At 72.7% G+C, this 15277-nt stretch carries 12 protein-coding genes and 11 pseudogenes; 2 read left to right on the plus strand and 21 right to left on the minus strand.

Features of this window, described 5'->3' with window-relative positions; all coding sequences use genetic code 11:
• Window positions 1-22: 22 nt before the first annotated feature.
• The 20 genes and pseudogenes from UG55_RS39465 to rimP all read right to left on the minus strand — a co-directional run.
• Window positions 23-561: S1 RNA-binding domain-containing protein (locus UG55_RS39465; RefSeq protein ID WP_242424787.1), on the minus strand; the 539-nt coding region annotated here is incomplete at its 5' end.
• A gap of 1 nt (window position 562) precedes the next feature.
• A pseudogene (locus UG55_RS39470) lies at window positions 563-1148 on the minus strand (polyribonucleotide nucleotidyltransferase); the annotation flags it as partial.
• Between the two features lies 1 nt (window position 1149).
• Window positions 1150-1736: pseudogene (locus UG55_RS39475) on the minus strand (polyribonucleotide nucleotidyltransferase); the annotation flags it as partial.
• A 1-nt stretch (window position 1737) separates the two neighbouring features.
• Window positions 1738-2209, minus strand: a pseudogene (locus tag UG55_RS39480) (polyribonucleotide nucleotidyltransferase); the annotation flags it as partial.
• Window positions 2210-2459: 250 nt separating this feature from the next.
• Window positions 2460-2654 (minus strand): 30S ribosomal protein S15 (gene rpsO / locus UG55_RS19425; protein WP_242424788.1); only part of this gene is annotated, 195 nt, incomplete at its 5' end.
• A gap of 1 nt (window position 2655) precedes the next feature.
• Window positions 2656-2729 (minus strand): annotated as a pseudogene (rpsO, locus tag UG55_RS39485) (30S ribosomal protein S15); the annotation flags it as partial.
• 352 nt (window positions 2730-3081) lie between these two features.
• Entirely contained in the window at window positions 3082-4011 is a 930-nt protein-coding gene (locus tag UG55_RS19430; protein ID WP_066071175.1) for a bifunctional riboflavin kinase/FAD synthetase, read from the minus strand.
• A 108-nt stretch (window positions 4012-4119) separates the two neighbouring features.
• On the minus strand, window positions 4120-4977 hold the full coding sequence (truB, locus tag UG55_RS19435; RefSeq protein ID WP_066071294.1) for a tRNA pseudouridine(55) synthase TruB: 858 nt from the start codon (window positions 4975-4977) through the stop codon (window positions 4120-4122).
• A gap of 107 nt (window positions 4978-5084) precedes the next feature.
• The coding region (locus tag UG55_RS39490) for a bifunctional oligoribonuclease/PAP phosphatase NrnA (RefSeq protein ID WP_242424789.1) at window positions 5085-5402 on the minus strand (318 nt) is incomplete at its 5' end.
• Between the two features lie 68 nt (window positions 5403-5470).
• Window positions 5471-6170: pseudogene (locus tag UG55_RS39495) on the minus strand (bifunctional oligoribonuclease/PAP phosphatase NrnA); the annotation flags it as partial.
• Window positions 6167-6730: a 30S ribosome-binding factor RbfA gene (rbfA, locus tag UG55_RS19445; protein ID WP_066071181.1), complete on the minus strand. Its 564-nt coding sequence runs from the start codon at window positions 6728-6730 to the stop codon at window positions 6167-6169. The gene rbfA and the pseudogene UG55_RS39495, both read right to left, overlap by 4 nt.
• A gap of 145 nt (window positions 6731-6875) precedes the next feature.
• Window positions 6876-7041, minus strand: a 166-nt coding sequence (locus UG55_RS39500; RefSeq protein ID WP_242424803.1) for a DUF503 family protein, incomplete at its 5' end; no start/stop codon positions are given.
• A gap of 1 nt (window position 7042) precedes the next feature.
• A pseudogene (locus tag UG55_RS39505) lies at window positions 7043-7205 on the minus strand (DUF503 domain-containing protein); the annotation flags it as partial.
• Between the two features lie 75 nt (window positions 7206-7280).
• Window positions 7281-7638: pseudogene (locus UG55_RS39510) on the minus strand (translation initiation factor IF-2); the annotation flags it as partial.
• 1 nt (window position 7639) lies between these two features.
• Window positions 7640-8284: pseudogene (locus UG55_RS39515) on the minus strand (translation initiation factor IF-2); the annotation flags it as partial.
• A gap of 1 nt (window position 8285) precedes the next feature.
• A pseudogene (locus UG55_RS19455) lies at window positions 8286-9980 on the minus strand (GTP-binding protein); the annotation flags it as partial.
• A gap of 270 nt (window positions 9981-10250) precedes the next feature.
• Window positions 10251-10394: pseudogene (locus UG55_RS47655) on the minus strand (translation initiation factor IF-2 N-terminal domain-containing protein); the annotation flags it as partial.
• 232 nt (window positions 10395-10626) lie between these two features.
• Window positions 10627-11007: a YlxR family protein gene (locus UG55_RS19460; protein ID WP_313954628.1), complete on the minus strand. Its 381-nt coding sequence runs from the start codon at window positions 11005-11007 to the stop codon at window positions 10627-10629.
• A 97-nt stretch (window positions 11008-11104) separates the two neighbouring features.
• Window positions 11105-12087: pseudogene (nusA, locus tag UG55_RS19465) on the minus strand (transcription termination factor NusA); the annotation flags it as partial.
• Window positions 12088-12099: 12 nt separating this feature from the next.
• On the minus strand, window positions 12100-12972 hold the full coding sequence (gene rimP, locus UG55_RS19470) for a ribosome maturation factor RimP (protein ID WP_066071193.1): 873 nt from the start codon (window positions 12970-12972) through the stop codon (window positions 12100-12102).
• A gap of 323 nt (window positions 12973-13295) precedes the next feature.
• Between rimP and UG55_RS19475 the strand changes: the two genes are divergently transcribed.
• Both UG55_RS19475 and UG55_RS19480 read left to right on the plus strand, forming a co-directional pair.
• Entirely contained in the window at window positions 13296-13901 is a 606-nt protein-coding gene (locus UG55_RS19475) for a hypothetical protein (RefSeq protein WP_066071196.1), read from the plus strand.
• Complete coding sequence (locus UG55_RS19480) at window positions 13898-14368, plus strand: DUF4439 domain-containing protein (RefSeq protein WP_066071198.1); 471 nt, start codon at window positions 13898-13900, stop codon at window positions 14366-14368. Before UG55_RS19475 ends, UG55_RS19480 begins: the two co-directional genes overlap by 4 nt.
• 45 nt (window positions 14369-14413) lie before the next feature.
• On the opposite strand, the gene UG55_RS19485 is transcribed toward UG55_RS19480, so the two are convergent.
• A complete protein-coding gene (locus UG55_RS19485) occupies window positions 14414-15217 on the minus strand; it encodes an HAD family hydrolase (protein WP_242424791.1) in 804 nt (267 codons plus the stop codon).
• Window positions 15218-15277: the final 60 nt, after the last annotated feature.

The following is a 15277-nucleotide window of genomic DNA, read 5'->3' on the forward strand; positions in this document are numbered from 1 at the left end:
TCCCCGCGTGCACGGGGACGACTCAGGACTCGGCGGCAACCGCGTCAGCCTCGGCGCCCGGCGCGAGGCTGATCTTTCCACGGGCGTCGATCTCGGTGATCTCCACCTGCAGCTTCTGGCCGACCGAGAGCACGTCCTCGACCTTCTCCACCCGCTTGCCGCCGGCGAGCTGCTTGAGCTTGCTCACGTGCAGCAGACCGTCCTTGCCCGGTGTCAGCGAGACGAAGGCGCCGAAGTTGGTGATCTTCACGATGGTGCCGAGATAACGCTCGCCCACCTCGGGCATCTGCGGGTTCGCGATCGCGTTGATCGCGGACCGCGCGGTCTCCGCCGCCGGGCCGTCGGCCGCACCGATGTAGATCGTGCCGTCGTCCTCGACGGTGATCTCAGCCCCGGAGTCCGCCTGGATCTGGTTGATCATCTTGCCCTTGGGCCCGATGACCTCGCCGATCTTGTCAACCGGGATCTTCACCGAGATGACCCGCGGCGCGTGCGCGGACATCTCGTCCGGCGCGCCGATGGCCTCGGCCATCACTTCCAGGATCGTGAGCCGGGCGGCCCNGGCCTGCTGGAGCGCGCTGGCCAGCACCGACGCCGGAATGCCGTCGAGCTTGGTGTCGAGCTGCAGCGCGGTCACGAACTCGCGGGTGCCGGCGACCTTGAAGTCCATGTCACCGTAGGCGTCCTCGGCACCGAGGATGTCCGTCAGGGTGACGAAGCTGTCGCCCTCCTTGATCAGACCCATCGCGATACCCGCCACCGGCGCCTTGAGCGGCACACCGGCGTTCAGCAGGGACAGCGTGCTCGCGCAGACCGAACCCATGCTGGTCGAGCCGTTGGAGCTCAGCGCCTCGGAGACCTGCCGGATCGCGTAGGGGAACTCCTCGCGGTCCGGCAGCACCGGCAGCAGCGCCCGCTCGGCGAGCGCCCCGTGGCCGATCTCGCGACGCTTCGGCGAGCCCACCCGGCCGGTCTCACCGGTGGAGTACGGCGGGAAGTTGTAGTTGTGCATGTACCGCTTGGTGCGCTCCGGGTTGAGCGTGTCGACGGTCTGCTCCATCCGCAGCATCGCCAGCGTCGTGACGCCGAGGATCTGCGTCTCGCCCCGCTCGAACAACGCCGAGCCGTGCACCCGCGGGATGTAGTCGNCCTCGGCCGACAGCTCCCGGATCTCGGTCGTGGAACGGCCGTCGATCCGCACGCCGTCGGCGACGATCCGGGAGCGGACCAGCTTCTTGGTCAGTGCCCGGTAGGCCGGGCCGATCTCCTTGTCACGGCCCTCGAACTGGCTGGAGACCTTCTCGACGGCCAGCGCGCGCACCCGCTCCAGCTCCGCCTCGCGCTCGGCCTTGCCGGCGATGCGCAGCGCCGCGGCCAGCTCCTCGCCGACCGCCGCGGTCAGGGACTCCAGCACGTCGTCGTGGTAGTCGACGAACAGCGGGAAGTCGCGCCGCGGCTTCGCCGCGCCGGCCGCCAGCTCGCTCTGTGCCCGGCACAGCTCACGGATCGCCGGCTTGGCCGCCTCCAGGCCCGCCGCGACGACCTCCTCGGTCGGCGCCGGAGCACCGCCGGCGAGCAGACCGACCGTGCCCGGAGTCGCCTCCGCCTCGACCATCATGATCGCGACGTCGGTGCCGTCCTCCAGCACCCGGCCGGCCACGACCATGTCGAAGGTGGCGCGCGCCAGCTCACTGTGGGTCGGGAAGGCGATCCACTCGCCGTCGACGTAGCCGACCNGGGTCGCGCCGATCGGGCCGCTGAACGGCAGCCCCGCCAGCAGGGTCGAGGCGCTGGCCGCGTTGATCGCGACCACGTCGTAGAGCGTGTCGGGATCCAGCGCGAGCACCGTGGCCACGACCTGGATCTCGTTGCGCAGACCCTTGGTGAACGAGGGGCGCAGCGGGCGGTCGATGAGCCGACAGGTCAGGATCGCGTCCTCGCTGGGGCGACCCTCCCGGCGGAAGAAGGAACCGGGGATGCGCCCCGCCGCGTACATCCGCTCCTCGACGTCGACCGTGAGGGGGAAGAAGTCCAGCTGCTCCTTCGGCGACCGGCTCACCGTCGTCGCCGAGAGAACCATGGTGTCGCCCAGGAAGGCGACCACCGACCCGGCGGCCTGCCGTGCCAGCCGGCCGGTCTCGAACCGCACCGTGCGGGGCCCGGCCGGGGTCGTGATAACGGCCTCTGCCGCCTGTGTCGAGTCGTCCACTCGATACTCCATCCTCTTCGTGGGCCGTGCCCGCGCCATCGAGGATGCCGGTGCTCAGTCGAAGTCTCCGGGCCCGGCGCCGGTGGCGCCGTCCAGGGGGCCACGACCGAGGACCGGCGGCTCATGCCGCGCGGACCCGGTCAGGTCCTGCGGCCGCCGGCCGGCACGAGCTGCCGCCGGCGGCCTGACGCTCCGGTACCTACCCCGGATGCGCCGGAGGGAGCGCCACCGGGGCGCTCCCTCTTGGTTGCTATCGACGCAGGCCGAGTCGCTCGATCAGCGCGCGATAGCGGTTGATGTCCGTCTTCGCCAGATAGTTCAGCAGGCGGCGCCGGCGCCCGACGAGCAGGAGCAGCCCGCGGCGGCTGTGATGGTCGTGCTTGTGGACCTTCAGGTGCTCGGTCAGGTCGCTGATGCGACGGGTCAGCATCGCCACCTGGACCTCNGGCGATCCGGTGTCCCGTTCGACCGTGGCGTAGTCCGTCATGATCTTCTGCTTGACGTCGCTAGAGAGCGGCACGCTCCACCTCGTTCCTTCGTCCGGGGCGGCGCGCGCCCGGGGTCTTCTGCACCCGAGCCTCCTGCCGGCATAAGCCACCGGACGTCGCTCCGTGGCCGGCGACCACCCGGGACCACCCGGCAAAGTGCCGAATCCACCCGACCGCCGCCGAACCTCGGCGACCACTGGGCACCATCACTGAACACCACCAGCAACCGCGCACCATCAGCANCCGCCGCGAGCCGACCATCCGGCACGCCGTCACCGGACACACCGCTCCCGCCTGAGGGGGAAGCTTATCAACCCCGAGAGACTCCCNCGAACAGCGACTGTCGGCACCCACGCGTACCCCGAAAGTGGCAGCCGGGTGGCATCAGACCGGAAGCGTGGCCGACCGGGTCGCCTCGACGTCCCGCCCCATCTGCTCGACGAGTTCGTCGACGGACTCGAAACGCAGGGTCGGGCGCAGCCTGCGGGTGAACTCGTAGGTCATGTACTCGCCGTACAGATCCCCGTCGAAGTCCAGCAGAAACGCCTCGACCCGACGGTCGCGGCCCTCGAAGGTCGGGTTCGTGCCGATGGAGATCGCGGCGGCGCGACGCTGGTCCGACCAGCGCGCGAACCCCGCGTAGACCCCGTCCGCGGGCACCGCCGACCAGGGCGTGCACTGCAGGTTCGCCGTCGGGTAGCCGATCGTGCGCCCGCGGGCGTCGCCGTGGACCACCACGCCCTCGACCCGGTGCGGCCGGTCCAGGGCCGCTGCCGCCCCCTCGACGTCCCCCGCGGCCACCCGCCGGCGGATCTCGGTGGAGGACAGCACCTTCTCGTCCGCGCGGACGAGCCCGACGCCCTCGACCTCGAAGCCCTCCGCACGCCCGCCGGCCAGCAGCGTCTGGATGTTCCCGGCCGCCCGGTGCCCGTACGTGAAGTTCTCCCCCACCACCACCGCGGTGGCGCGCAGCCGGCCCACCAGCACCTCGCGGACGAACTCCTCCGCCGGCATCCGGCTGAAGTCCAGGTCGAACGGCGCCACGCAGAGCGCGTCGACGCCGATCGCCGCGAGCAGCTCCGCCTTGTGCCGCAGCGTGGTCAGCTGCGCCGGATGGGAACCGGGGCGCAGCACCTCCGCGGGATGCGGGTCGAAGGTCAGCACCGTCGACTGTTGCCCGCGCTGGCGCGCGAGCTCCACCGCCCGGCCGACAATCCGACGATGCCCCAGGTGGACTCCGTCGAAGTAGCCGATGGTGACCACTCCGCCCGGCCAGTCCTCCGGGGTGTTCTCCACTCCGCGCCAACGTCGCACCTGCCGAAGCCTAGGGCATGGCGAGTCGATCTTCGATCGTCGTGGCTGACAACGCCAGAGACCACCGAGGAGCGACGACCGGGCCGGGTGGCCCGGTCGTCGGAACCGCTACGCCGGCGCGAACACCACGGTTGGCCGGGCTCTTCCGCCCTGCTCCTCGAACAGCGCGAGGACCTCGCCGGCCGGCCCGAACACCCCGTAGGGACCGGCCTGGCCCAGGGCCGGGAGCCACCGACCGTGAGCGACATCACGTGCCTGGTCCGCGTCGACATCCCGGCGCGGGAAGGCCGCCGCCACCGCCGACCCGAGCGGAACGACCGCCTCGCCCCCCCGCTCGGCCAGTTCGTCGAGACCCACCGCCACCGAGAGCCCGAACGGCCCGACCTCGCTGCGCCGCAGAGAGGTGAGATGTGCCCCGCAGCCGAGCGCGGCCCCCAGATCGCGGGCGAGCGCCCGGATGTACGTACCGCTGGAGCAGGCCACCAGGACATCCAGGTCGGTGCCGCGGTTGGCGAGCAGCTCGAAACGGCTCACCGTGACCCGGCGGGGCGCCAGCACCACGTCCTCGCCGGCCCGGACCCGCGCGTAGGCCCGCACCCCGTTCACTTTCACCGCGCTGACGCTGGACGGCACCTGTTCGATCTCGCCGGTCAGTTCCGCCATCCGGGCCGCGAGCTCGCCGGGGTCGACATCGACCGGCCGGTCCTCGACCGGTTCGCCCTCGGCGTCATCGGTCGTGGTGGTGCGGCCCAGCCTGATCGTCGCGGAGTACACCTTGGCGGTCAGCGCCAGATGGCCGAGCAGCCTGGTTCCCCGGCCGACGCCCAGGACCAGCACGCCGGTCGCCATCGGGTCGAGGGTTCCGGCATGCCCGACCCGCCTGGTCCCCAGCAGCCGCCGGGACTTCGCGACGACGTCATGCGACGTCCAGCCCGATGGCTTGTCGACGACGACGAGACCGTCCACTGCCGTCCTGGTGGGCCTGGCGGTCTTGGGGGTGTCGGCGGCCTCGGGAGAATCGGCGGCCTTGGGGGTGTCGGCGGCCGTGTGCGCGGAGGCAGGCACCGGGATGCTCACCCCGCGAGACGGGGAGCGCGCACGAGCTTCTCCCGAAATCGAGCCATGAAGGACTCCAGCGGCGCGGACGACGAGACCCCGGCCGCGAAACGGTGACCACCGCCACCGAGGGCGGTACACACGGCACCGACGTCCACCGCGCCCTTGGACCGCACCGAGAGCTTCCAGAGGCCGCCATCCTGCTTGCAGACGGCGGCGATCTCCGCCTCCGACACGGTTCGGACGACGTCGATGACGGCCTCGATCTCGTCATAGCCGATGCCGGCCGCGCGCAGGTCGGACTCGGTGCACCAGGTCCAGACCAGGTCGAACTCNGGTTCCAGCCGGGCCCGCTCCAGGACCTGCGCCAACAGCCGGAGGTAGCCGAAGCGGTGGGTGTCCNACAGCGTGCGGCCGATCACCTCATGTTCGATACCGGTCGCCAGCAGCCGGGCGGCGAGCTCGTGCACCGCGGGAGTCGTCGCGGCGAACCGGAACGAACCGGTGTCGGTGACGAGCCCGGTGTAGACCGCCGCGGCGATGTCCCGGTCGAGCTCGACACCGAGCGCGTCGATCAGGCGCATCACCAGAACACTGGTGGACGCCGCCTCGGGGTCCACCAGGTTGATGTCCCCGAACAGGGTGTTCGAGGGGTGGTGGTCCACGACGAGGCAGCGCGTGCCGGCGAGCTGCCGGGAAAGGCAGCCGAGCCGTTCCTCGCTGCCGGCGTCCAGAGTGACCACGAGCGCCGGAGCGGCGCCCAGTGCGCCCAGCTCACCGGGTGCGACCAGAAGGTCCTGGCCTGGCAGGAACCGCAGCGTGCGGGGGACCACGAACGGATCGGCGTCGAAGGAGACCCGCGGGCGGGCACCCAGCCGGCGCAGCGCCAGGCCGAGCGCGATCGCCGACCCGAGGCTGTCGCCGTCCGGATTGAGGTGGGCGAGCAGGAGGACCTCGGCACCGGCCTCGGTGGCCGAGCACAGGGCCTGGACGGCTTCGTGGAGGCCTTCGGCCCGGCCCGCCGCCGCGGCGGGAGTGGACGCACCACCGACGCCGCCGGCAGCCGACCCCAGCCCCCCGGACATGGCGGACATCACGGTCATGACGCCGACTCCCGCCGCGCTCCGGCGGCCTCCGTCACCCCGCCGTCGAGACCGTTTGAGGCGTCGAGGTCGGCCGTACCGAGGTCAACATCATCAAAGTCGGCGTCAAGGTCGGCGTCATCGGGGTCGGCCTCGTCCGCCTCCCTGGGCCGCCGGTAGGGATCCGGCTCACCGGCCGGCGTGGCGTCCTGGCGGACCAGGGCCACCTCGGCATCCCGCCGACGGGCCTCGTCGAGCAGGTCCTCCAGGTGGCGCGCGTCATCGGGCAGGCGGTCGTGCACGAAGGTCAGGGTCGGGGTGACCTTGATTCCCGTGGCACGCCCCACCTGGCTACGCAACAGCCCCTTGGCCGACTCCAGCGCGAGGGCCGACGCCTGCCGGGCCTCGTCGTCGCCGTAGACGGTGTAGAAGACCGTGGCGTCCATCAGGTCAGGGGTAACCCGCGCGTCCGTGATCGTCACCATCCCGAGCCGGGGGTCCTTCACGCCGCGTTCCAGCGCGGACGCGACCACCTCACGGATGCGTACCGCCAACCGACGCGCACGAGCCGGATCAGCCACCGTCCGCCTCCCTCACTCACCCGGCCGACCTGGGCGGCGGGCACCACGGTGCCCAGCCGGACCACAGCCGACACCCACCATTTCCATGCCTACCCCGCACGGTGCGGACGAACGACACACCGGCGGCGGAACAGCGCCACGGCAACTACGAAGCGGCTGCGTCCGAGCAGGCCACACCATCAGCGTCCTCGTCGGAGAGGTATCGCACCCGAGCCGAGAGGACCTCCAGCTCGGGGCGGCCTGCCACCAGTTCCTCACAGGCCCGCAGAACATCCACGCAGTGCGCCCGGCTCGCCGCCACGACGGCCACCNCGATCTCGACCCGGCGATGCAGGTCGAGGCTGCCGGTCTCCGCCGCGCTGACCACGAAACGCCGCCTGAGCTCGGCCACGACCGGCCGGACGACCGACCGCTTCTCCTTCAGGGAACGCACGTCCCCCAGAAGGATGTCCAGTGTCAGGCTCCCGATCCACATGATCTCTCCACAGCCGACCCCGGGCGGGTCGGTGCCGGGCGAACACGTCGCCCGGCACCGACCCGGACCGGTGGATCAGGTGCGGGGGACCTCCCGCTGCTCGAAGGTCTCGATCACGTCATCGATCTTGATGTCGTTGAACGACCCGAGACCGATACCGCACTCGTAGCCCTCGCGGACCTCTGTCGCATCGTCCTTGAACCGCTTGAGCGACTCGACGTTGAGGTTGTCCGCGACCACGACACCGTCCCGGATGAGCCGGGCCTTGGTGTTACGGCGGATGATGCCGGAGCGGACCAGCGAACCGGCGACATTGCCCACCCGCGGTACGCGGAACACCTCGCGCACCTCCGCGGTGCCGAGCTGAACCTCCTCGTACACCGGCTTGAGCATGCCCTTGAGCGCGTTCTCGATGTCCTCGATGGCCTGGTAGNTCACCGAGTAGTAGCGGACCTCGACGCCCTCGCGGTCAGCCAGCTCCGTCGCCTTGCCCTGCGGCCGGACGTTGAAGCCGATGATCACCGCGTCCGAGGCCGACGCCAGCATGACGTTGGTCTCGGTGATCGCACCGACACCGCGGTCGATGATCCGCAGACCGACCTCGTCACCGACATCGATCTTGAGCAGGGCGTCTTCGAGCGCCTCGACCGAACCGGACACATCACCCTTGAGGATGAGGTTCAGCTGGGTCTTCTCGCCCTCCTTCATCCGCTCGAGGATCGTCTCCAGCGTCGGGCGACCGCGGCTCAACGCCAGCTCGGCGTTGCGCTCACGGGCCTGCCGGCGCTCGGCGATCTGGCGGGCCACCCGGTCCTCCGGCACGACGAGGAAGTTGTCGCCGGCGTCGGGAACGCTGGTGAAACCGAGGACCTGCACCGGTCGAGCCGGGCCGGCCTCCGACACCTGGGCGCCGTTCTCGTCGAGCATCGCCCGGACCCGGCCGAACGCCTCACCGGCGACGACCGAGTCACCGACCCGCAGGGTTCCGCGCTGGACCAGCACGGTGGCCACCGGGCCACGCCCGCGGTCGAGACGACCTTCGATCGCCACACCCTGTGCCTCGGTGCCCGTGGGCGCCCNCAGGTCGAGCGAGGCGTCGGCGGTCAGGATGACCGCCTCCAGCAGTGTGTCGATGCCGGTCCGGTTGCGCGCGGAGACGTCGACGAACATCGTGTCGCCGCCGTACTCCTCGGCCACCAGGCCGTACTCGGTGAGCTGGCCACGGACCTTCGCCGGGTCCGCGCCCTCCTTGTCGACCTTGTTCACCGCCACCACGACCGGCACACCGGCCGCCTGCGCGTGGTTCAGCGCCTCGATCGTCTGCGGCTTCACACCGTCGTCCGCCGCCACCACGAGGACCACGATGTCGGTCACCTGCGCACCACGGGCACGCATGGCGGTGAAGGTCTCGTGACCCGGGGTGTCGATGAAGGTGATCGGACGCTCGTTGCCGTCCACGACCGCCCGCACCTGGTAGGCGCCGATGTGCTGGGTGATGCCGCCGGCCTCGCCGCCGACCACGTCCGTGGACCGGACCGCGTCGAGCAGCTTGGTCTTTCCGTGGTCGACGTGACCCATGACCGTCACGACCGGCGGACGGGCCGACAGCTCGACGTCGTCGCCGTACTCACCGCCGAAGGAGAGGTCGAAGCTCTCCAGGAGCTCCTTGTCCTCGTCCTCGGGGCTGACGATCTGCACCTCGTAGCCCAGCGTCACGCCGAGCAGCTGCAGCGTCTCGTCCGTGCAGGACTGGGTGGCGGTGACCATCTCACCCAGCTGGGTGAAGACCACCTGGACCAGCGCACCCGGGTTCGCGTCGATCTTGTCCGCGAAGTCGGCGAGGGACGCGCCGCGAGGAAGCCTGATCGCCTGCCCGTTGCCGCGCGGGACCATCGCCCCCATACGCGGCGCCTCGAGCCCGCTCTCCCATTCCTGGCGCTTCGCGCGCTTGGACTTGCGCTGCCGGCCGGGACGCCCACGACCACCCGGGCCGAAGGCACCTGCCGTCGTCCCGCCGCGGCCACGACCGCCGGCGGCCGGACGCCCGCCGCCACCGGGACCGCCGCCACCGGGACGACCCGGAGCACCGCCACCGCCGCCGGGACGACCCGGAGCGCCGCCGCGACCGGCGAAGCCGCCGGGACGCGGGCCGCCACCGCCGCCACCGGGACGACCCGGAGCACCGCCACCGCCGCCACCGGGACGACCGGGAGCGCCGCCCGCGGGACGCGGCTGGAACATGTTCGAGTTGGGGCGCGGGCCACCGGAACCACCGGGACGCGGCGGCATCTGACCGGGCGACGGCCGCGGGCCACCGGAACCACCGGGACGCGGCGGCATCTGACCGGGCGACGGCCGCGGCCCACCGGGGCCACCCGGGCCGCCGGGACGCGGGCCACCAGGCCGGGGAGCCCCCGGGCGCGGAGCACCGGGACGGGCCGGCGCGGACGGCGCGCCGCCCTGGCCGGAACCGGCCCGCGGGCCTGCCGACGGGCTGGTGTAGGGGTTGTTCCCGGCACCCGCCGGGCGAGGGCCGGGCCGGGGCCCGGGACGCGGGCCACCGGGGGCACCAGCGCCACCGGGGCGCGGGCGACCCTGCTGGGCCGGTCCGGGGGCAGGCCTGGAAGCCGGGCCGGGACGCGGCCCGGAGGGACCGGCCGGAGCACCGGGAGCGGGTGCCGCCGGTGCGGCGGGCGCGGCCGGCGCCGACGGCGCGGCCGAGGCCGCGATGGGCCGCGGAGTCTGCGGCGCGGCCGGCCCCGACGGCTGCGACAGCGGCGGCTGCGATGCCGGCGGCTGCGAGAACGAGGGCTGCGACGGCGACACCGGCGTGGTGGGCCGGTCGGCACCTGGCGATGCCGGGGCCGGAGCGGAGGGCGACGCCGGGCGACCGGGCCCTGGAACCGGGCGACCGCCGGGGCCGGGCCGCGGACCGGGCCGGCCGGGGATCGGGCCCGGACGGGGCGGCGGCGTCGGACGGGCGCCGTTACCGGGCCTGCCACCGGGACGCGCGGGCGAACCGGAGCCTTCCGCGGGGAAGGCTTCCTTGAGCTTGCGGACCACTGGTGCCTCTACGGTGGACGAGGCGGACTTCACGAACTCGCCAAGGTCCTTCAGCTTGGCGAGAACGGTCTTGCTGTCGACACCGAGCTCCTTCGCGAGCTCATGTACGCGGGCCTTTCCTGCCACGGTGCTCCTTCTTTCGGCCCGCGGTCCATGCCCGCGTGACCTCGTTACCTGCCGGTCGTGATCATGGCTGCGTTCTCACTGCGCGGTCATCGCTGTCTCGACCTGCTTCCCTGTCGACGTCGATCTGGCGTCGCCTGCCAGCGCGTGCCACCCGAACCGATCCCATCGGACGGGCGACCGCTCCGCTGTTCCACCGGGCGCCGCGCCGAGGCGCCTCGCCCGTACCGCTGTTCTACCCGCCGGTGTTGCGCGGGTACTGCTCCAGATGCGCTCTGACCTGCTTCAGCCCGAGCGGCCCGGCAACCCGCAACGCCCGCGGGAACGCCTTGCGGCGCTCCGCGAGTTCGACGCAGGCCAGGTCGGGGTGCACATGGGCGCCCCGACCGTGCATCCGACGGCGAACATCCGGGAGGAGCTCCCCGCCGACCACGACGATACGCAACAGGTGCGACCGCGCCACCCGGCTTCGACAACCGACACAGGTACGAATCGGTTCGGAGTCCTCAGATGGGCACTGCTCGGTCATCGGGTGCTCGGCAGTCGAGAACTCGACGGTCGAGACCATTGCCCGGACAGGGACCACGCGAGGCGTCGGCTCCGCACGGCGCGCCATGATAAGTCTATCCCGTTGCGCCCCGAGAGTGTCCGCCCGCCGCGGAGGACCTCCGCGGGCCCGTGCTCGATCCGTTGTGCCGAGGAGCGGTCTCCCNGGCTGGTCGGTCGGCACGATCCGGGCCTCCCTCGGTGTCGGAGTGGATGTCGATCCGCCAGCCGGTGAGCCTGGCCGCGAGCCTGGCGTTCTGCCCCTCCCGGCCGATGGCGAGCGAAAGCTGGTAGTCCGGCACCACCACCCGAGCCGACCGGCTCGCCAGGTCGGTCACCTCGACCCGGGAGACCCGCGCCGGCGAGAGCGCGCTGCCCACGAAGGCCGCGGGGTCAGCCGACCAGTCGACGATGTCGATCTTCTCTCCGTGCAGCTCCGCCATGACCGCGCGGACCCGGCTCCCCATCGGGCCGATGCAGGCTCCCTTGGGGTTCACACCGGGCGCCTTCGAACGCACCGCGATCTTGGTCCGGTGGCCGGCCTCCCGGGCGATCGCCGCGAGCTCGACCGTTCCGTCCGCGACCTCGGGGACCTCCAGCCGGAACAGCCCCTTCACCAGCTCCGGGTGCGTCCGGGAGAGGGTGACGGTCGGCCCGTGCGGCCCACGGGCCACGTGCACCACATAGCACTTGATCCGGTCACCGTGTTCCAGCCGCTCGCCGGGAACCTGCTCGGCCGGCGGCAGCACGCCCTCGACGGTACCGAGGTCGACCAGGACCACCCGGGAGCCCGCCCGCTGCTCGTGGTGTTGGACCACACCGGAGACGACCTCGTGCTCGCGGTCCGCGTACTGGCCGTAGGTCACCTCCTGCTGCGCCTCACGCAGGCGCTGCATGATGACCTGCTTCGCGGTCATGGTGGCGATCCGGCCGAAGTCCGCGGGCGTGTCGTCCCACTCCCGGGAGGTTCCGTCCGGCCCGCTCTCGCGCGCGACGACGGCGACCTCACCGCTGGTCCGGTCGATCACGACCCGGGCGTCTTCGGCGGAACCAGCGGTGTGTTTGTAGGCGGTCAACAACGCGGTCTCGATCGCCTCGACAAGTGTGTCGAAGGCGATCTCCTTCTCGCGCTCGATTCCCCGCAGCGCAGNGACGTCGAGCTTCACCGGTTCATCTCCTTGCCGTTCTGGCCAGCCGCGCTCGCTTCCGCGCCCACGGCCTCATGATCTTCCTCTGCCCCACCGGTCGTCGACGCGGCGGGTCCGCCGACACCACCCGTGCCGTCCGGCGCGGCCTCGACGTCCAGGCTCGCATCATCGCCGGCCCCGACATCCGGGGCATCGTCGTGATCAGTGTGTTCCTCGTCTGCGGTGCCCTGTTCCGCGGCCTCGTGATCGGCCGCTGACCCGAACTCGACCTGAACGGTCGCGCGGGTCACCGTGCCGTAGACGACCCGTTCCAGCCGGGTGCGGGGCGGCCGGCCCCGCCGGGCGGGCCCGCTCGGCACCGCCAGGTCGGCGCCCTCGTCATCGGCGGAGAGCACCCTGCCCTCGACCTCGTCGCCGTCAGCGCGGCGGACCAGCACCAGGCGTCCGACCGCCCGGCGCCAGTGCCGCGGCTCCACCAGCGGCCGGTCGACACCGGGCGAGGTCACCTCAAGCACGTAGGCGCCCCCCAGGGGACCCCCACCGGCCGCGGCCCCGGCACCCTCGCCACCCGCGCCGTCGCCGGTCTCGTCATCGAGAACGGCGGACACCAATCTGCTCGCGTCCGCGACGGCGTCGAGGTCGATACCTCCGTCGCGGTCCACGACGACACGAACGACGCTGCGCGAACCCGCCCGCGAGACCGCCACATCCTCGAGGTCGAAGCCCTCGGCCGCCAGCCTCGGCTCCAGCCGGCGGCGCAGTTCCGCGCGCATGGCCTCCGTTGCGGCGCGGTTGCCGCCAGCCGCCTTCTGTGTCCTGCCGGTACCCCGGGACGGCGCCGTCGGCCGACGGACCCCCGCCCGGCCGGAGTCTTCCGCCCTGGCCACCTCGCCTGTCCCTTCCCGCGCCACCGCGGTGCCCCTGCCCGTAGCCGCCTTTGCGGCCGCCTAGCCACCCTGTTCCGTCTCGGCCGCGCCCAGTGGACGTTGATGACCGGCCACGACCACGGCGCGACAACGGCAGCGACAGCGACACCGGCCGCGTCCCGGATGCGCGCCCACCCGTTCGGGCGTCCAGCGTCACACCGTCGAGATCCTTAGCCTACGTCCGCCGGTGTGGCTCTCCAATTTCGGGCCGGCCCAGGCCAGCGCCCTCCGGCGACACCACCGTGGAGCCGGGACCGGCAGGTGCGTGTGCGAAGCTGCCTGCCGTGCCCACAGCAGCCGGTACCGGCCCGTCTCGCCGGGCGGTCCTCGCCGCCGTCCCGGTGGCCGGCGTCGGGGCATTCTTCCTCGCCGGCGCCGGCTGCACCTCCTCCTCCGGCCCGACCGCCCCCGGGCGTACGGCCGGCCCGGCCGACATCGCGGCCGCGGCCGCGGCATACGAGCGGGAGGCCGAGTTGCTGGCCTCCTACGACGCCGCCATCAGCCGGCATCCCGGGCTGGCCGAGATGCTTCGGGTGGTCCGTGCGCACCACGCCGACCACGCCCGCGATCTGGCGGCCCTCGGCCTGCCGGGCGTCGGCGCGACCGCGACCACCACGCCCACGGCCGGATCCGCCCCCGGGACCACCGCGAGCGGCTCGGCCGGGGCGTCCGCCGACGAACCGGGAGGGTCGGTGACGGACACGCCCGAGACGCAGACCGCCACTCTCACCGCCCTCGCCGGCCTCGAACGGGCCGCGGCGGCCACCCACCGCGCCGGCTGCCTGTCCGCCGGCTCCGGGCTGGCCCCGCTGATGGCGAGCCTGTGCGCCGCGGAGTCCGCGCACGCGGAACTCGTGGAGACGGCCCAGGCCGCGGTGGCCCGGCGATGACGGCCACCGGCACCACCGCGGACCCGCGGATCGGGGCGCTGACCGCGATGCTCACCTCGGCGCACGCCGCCGTCTACGCGACCGGCGCGGCGGGTGGTGTGCTGGCGCCACTGGGAGACGCCGCCCAGGCCGCCCGCGGCCTCGCCCGTACCGCCCTCGACGACCACCGCGGCCTGCGGGACGCCCTCGTCGCGGCACTGCGGGCGGCCCACGCGACGCCACCACCCGCCCTCGCCGCCTACCGGCTGCCGGTCGAGCCGGCCGGCGTCGGCGGGTCACTCGACCTGCTGGCCCGGGTCGAGGACCAGTCCGCGGTCACCGCCCACGCCGCGGTCGGCGTGCTGACCGGCGCCGAGCGCGAGCTGGCGGTCGACGCGCTGGTGGCCATGACGCTTCGGAGGCAGCGCGCCCGGCTGCTGGCCGGCATCGCCCTCGGTTCCGCGACGACGGCTTTCCCCGGCCGCTGACTCCCCCGGCCGCTGACTCCCCCGGCGGCTGGCGCACCGGATGGTTCAGCGCGGCGGCGGAGTGCCCGGAGGCGCTGCTCCGAGGACGTCGAGCACCTCCAGCAGCTGCCCGAGCCGACCGATGACAGCGTCCGTGGGCTCGGGGCCGCCCGGCCTTCGGCCGGCTCCGCCGTCCGCCACGAGAACGGTCCGCATCCCGGCCGCCCGGGCGCCCCGGATGTCGGTCCGCACCCGGTCACCGACGAACAGTACGCGGGACGGATCAGCCAGACCGAGGGCGTCGAGCACCGCCTGGAACGCGATCGGATGCGGCTTGTCGAACGGAAGATCACTCGTGTAGACCCGCGCGTGGAACAGGTCGAGCAGGCCGTCCCGCTCCAGCAGGCGCTCATGCCACAGCCGAGGCCACCTGGTGTTCGTCAGCAGCCCGACGAGCAGCCCGCGGGCACGGACCAGATGCAGCAACAGCAGTGCCTCGGGATCACACACCGTGTGCGGTGTCCAGGCGGTCAGGTCACGCCGGCTCGTCGCCCGCAGCACGGCGGCGGCGACGTCGACACCCAGCCTGGCGGACGCCGCCGCGAGCAGCTCGGCGACCGCTCCGGTCATCCCGCCCGCGGCGCCGTTCCCCGACAGTCCGTCCGAGTCATCCCGGCTGTGCCACCAGGCGGCCTCCAGGCCGGCCAGGATCGCGGTGATCTCGTCGGCGTCGCCCGGTGAGATCTCCAGGGCAGCCATCCGCCACAGGTCGAGCAGGTCGACGTCGTGGAACGGGGTGAGGGTGCCGCCCCAGTCGAACACGACGGCTTCCAGCTGCCGCCGGTCACCCGGTCCCGGGCGTGCGGCCACGCTCGCGCCCGGTTCCGCACTCGAACCGTCGCCGGCGGCGGAAACCGCGCCCTGTGCGAA

It is taken from the genome of Frankia sp. EI5c, from assembly GCF_001636565.1.
Taxonomy (GTDB): Bacteria; Actinomycetota; Actinomycetes; order Frankiales; family Frankiaceae; genus Parafrankia.